At 46.9% G+C, this 3,259-nt stretch carries 2 protein-coding genes and 1 pseudogene; all 3 read right to left on the reverse strand.

The annotated features are described in order from the left end of the window. Positions 1-661: 661 nt before the first annotated feature. The 3 genes and pseudogenes from HPY74_20485 to HPY74_20495 all read right to left on the reverse strand — a co-directional run bounded on the left by HPY74_20485 (position 662) and on the right by HPY74_20495 (position 2,919). Positions 662-1,216: a hypothetical protein gene (locus tag HPY74_20485; GenBank protein NSW92986.1), complete on the reverse strand. Its 555-nt coding sequence runs from the start codon at positions 1,214-1,216 to the stop codon at positions 662-664. Positions 1,217-1,221: 5 nt separating this feature from the next. Beyond that, positions 1,222-2,525, reverse strand: a pseudogene (locus HPY74_20490) (HD domain-containing protein). A 130-nt stretch (positions 2,526-2,655) separates the two neighbouring features. Continuing rightward, positions 2,656-2,919, reverse strand: coding sequence for a hypothetical protein (locus HPY74_20495; GenBank protein NSW92987.1), 264 nt, complete (start codon positions 2,917-2,919; stop codon positions 2,656-2,658). Positions 2,920-3,259 lie beyond the last annotated feature (340 nt).

Raw genomic sequence — 3,259 nt, forward strand, 5'->3', positions numbered from 1 at the left:
AACTGCATGAGATATACCATCTTCTGGTACTTTAAGCGCTCCCTAAAGCTGGCCATACTGAATCCGCCAACTTCCTTAAGGCAAAGCTGCAAAGCTATTAGCTGTTCGTCCACTTTTTCCCCCTTCCTTCTAAAATTTATAATCTTCAATTGACAATAAAGCTTAATTAATCGCCTATTGATTTTATGATCCTGGGGTAGAAATAGTAACCCAAAAGTACATTCGCCACATATGAAGAAATTTCCTGCAAAAAAAATTAAAAAAACTTGAGCCCTATTATATCATCCGGATCCGCTACCACTCCTGGATAAATTTCCCACATTAATGAAGCCACCTTTACCTCCTGTAACGCTATATACTTCCAAGCACTACCTGGTATTATTCTACGAAGCTCGCTGAAACTCCACCACCAGACGCAAAAGATCTGGCCGGGGCCGCTGGACACTATACTATCCAGATTCAACTACCCTGCCGGGAAGTCCCTTACAGCAAAAAACGGCTCCTTTTGCCTATCCCCCCACTAGACAAAAGAACCGTCCCCTTGTCTCCCTTGTCCTGGGAAAAATTTTGGCCGGCGGTGACGTCTGGAGTTTAAAAACGTCAAAAAAGCCGCCACATCGCGCAGCGGCGAAATTTTCCGGCAGCAAATCGTCCGCTTCTATCAAACCGTCCGCAATAATTCTTTCGCCTCTAATCGCAGGGAATCAATCTTTTCTACCGCAAGGCGCGCTTCCTGCAGGGAAACATGCGGCTTAAGACGATGGATATATTCGGCTCGCCTTTCCACACTTTGCTCTTCTCCTTGCTCCCTGGTTATGTAAAATGCCGTTGCGAGGCGCTCAAGTTCAGCTACTCCTTTCAGCGCAAATGTATTCACAACAAAATCAATTTGCCTTTTGTATTTCGCCCGTGTTTTGGGGTAGCTTTTCATGATTATTTCTGCAGCAGTTCCGGGCAAAAGGGAAGGCCCGTAAGGATAAGGACGCACCTGGAGCGCCAGGAGATTATCGGCCCGCATCGCCGTCAGTTCATCCCTCAGGTCAAAAGAAAACGGGCCGTGCTTATAGAGGATGAAATCAAATTCCATCGGTACTCCCATCATTTCCTGAAGAAAGTAACTGCATTTTTGGATGTGCGTTTCTCCGCACCAACTCCCTCGCTCCTTCATCCGTTCAATCAATTCTAGGATTATTGCCATTCTTTTTAAACCATCCATAACCTTTACTCCCCCTCCCCTGGCCTGATTATTTCCTCCCGATTTTTTTCCAGCCATTCCTTCGCTTCTTTTAACAAATCTTCCCTAATGAACACGTAATCAACCGCGACGACCGGAATATTCCTGAGTGTATCGGAAATAACAAGAGAGGAAACAATTCTCCCATCCTTGGTCTTCACAGGAAAATCAGGAATACCGCCTTTTTCCTTATAAAAGTCGCCACGGACCAGATCCTCGCCAAACCTGGCGGAAGCGCTCTTAAAAATCGCTTCTCCGGCCCGGATATTTATTTGAAGGTCGGCTGGATTTCGCTTATACAAAAGCTTATAGTGCTTATGTTCAACAATCCTTCGGGCGGGATCATGCCCGGGGTGCTCAGGATCCCGGGAAGCTTCTAAAAGTGCTGCTATTACTTCACTATCTGTAAAAGCCAAAAATTGTTCAACACTTGTAGGAAATTTTCCGTCAGGTAACCACTTCTTCAAAAAATCCTTCAGGTGAATGTCGTAAATCCGTCTTACCGGATGGAAATAAACCTGGCTATACATAAAATAACGGGCGAGAAGGAGGGCTTCTGCGGTATGAAGACCCCCTTCTTCAACTCCAAGTACCGGTTCCAGCGAGCCCTCTGAACCATCTGGAGTCGCCCTGGGCAAAATTCGCAAAGTATCAAGCAACCGGTAATGATCAAACCGCCCATAAGCAACCCCGGCATGATAAGAATCACGGAGCAAATAGTCAATCAGGTCTACACCAAAAGCATCGCCAACAATTATTTCCGAAAGGATAGCTTCCCAATCGGTAAATTTTACACCTTTAAGTTTCTTCGGCCCCACTGCCAGCTTGATTATATCTTCGCAACGAAGTGGGGGAGTCATCTGCTGCCAGATTGAACCGAGCTCCTTGTGATTCCTGATAATTTCCCCCGTCATGGTTTCATGATCAATGCCAGCCGGCAACAGGTCTTTTTCGGCAGCGTGGGAGAAGGGAAGGTGCCCCATATCATGACACAAGGCGGCCATCCGCAGGACACGGCGCCAGTAGCTAAGTTTGTCTTTATTATGAAGTTCTGGAATAACACTCTTAATCTTATCATCAATCGCTTCCGGCCGGGTGACTACGTCAAATACCCTTCCGGCTAATCCATAACCCCCAGAGAATGCTCAAACCGGCGGTGGGTTGCTCCTGGATAGACAAGGTACGACAAAGCCAACTGATGAATGTAACGGAGGCGCTGGAAAGGGTAGGAGTCTAAAACTTTTCGCTCATCTGAATCAAGCCTGATAAAAACATGTAATGGATCACGAATTTCGTGATATTCTTTTCATAAGAAAAGATTCCCCTAAACTCTAAACAACGGGAACAGTTCACTCCGAACAAGTGTTTTATAAAAATTCTCTGCCTGATCCAAAAAATCCTTCTTTCTGGGAAAAGTTTTTTCAAGGTTTTTCACGTCCATTAACCTGCCACGCCACGTTCAGCGCCATCTTCACTCCCGCCCGAAATCTTTCAAAGCGCACAATGTCGTCTTCCGCCAGGTACTCGGCAAAACAAACAAAACAATCAGGGGGACGTTTCTGATGTCTACCCCCTTCAGGCTTTATTTTAGCAGTCAGCCCTGTTATCCTCGCAATCTGTCTGAGGCTGCTCCCCTCTATCTCCTTGATTTTCTGCAGGATTTTATCCCGCTCCGGTTTTTCCATCAGGTGCAGGACACCAACAGGTCTGCCGCTTGATTTTTCGACCTCGTGTTTCGCCGCCTGCCCCTGCCTGCAGGCGCAAACATGAGAACCGTCCCTCTGTTTGTGTGTTTGTGTTTGAGAACCGTCCCTCTGTTTGCCGGAGAACCGTCCCTCTGTTTGCCTAGCTTTCGGCCGTGGCCATGGCGCGTCCAGGCCCTTAATACTTCCTGCCTATCTCCTGCAACCTCTATCTTCCCTTTCCCCGGGCAAGAAGCTAAGCTATTAACCAATAGCTAACCAATGGCTCTCCAATTGTTTACCTCTCCGGCTCTGGCGGCGGGAGCTGAAGTAAAAAAGTTTT

Source organism: Bacillota bacterium (assembly GCA_013314855.1).
GTDB lineage: Bacteria > Bacillota > Clostridia > Acetivibrionales > DUMC01 > Ch48.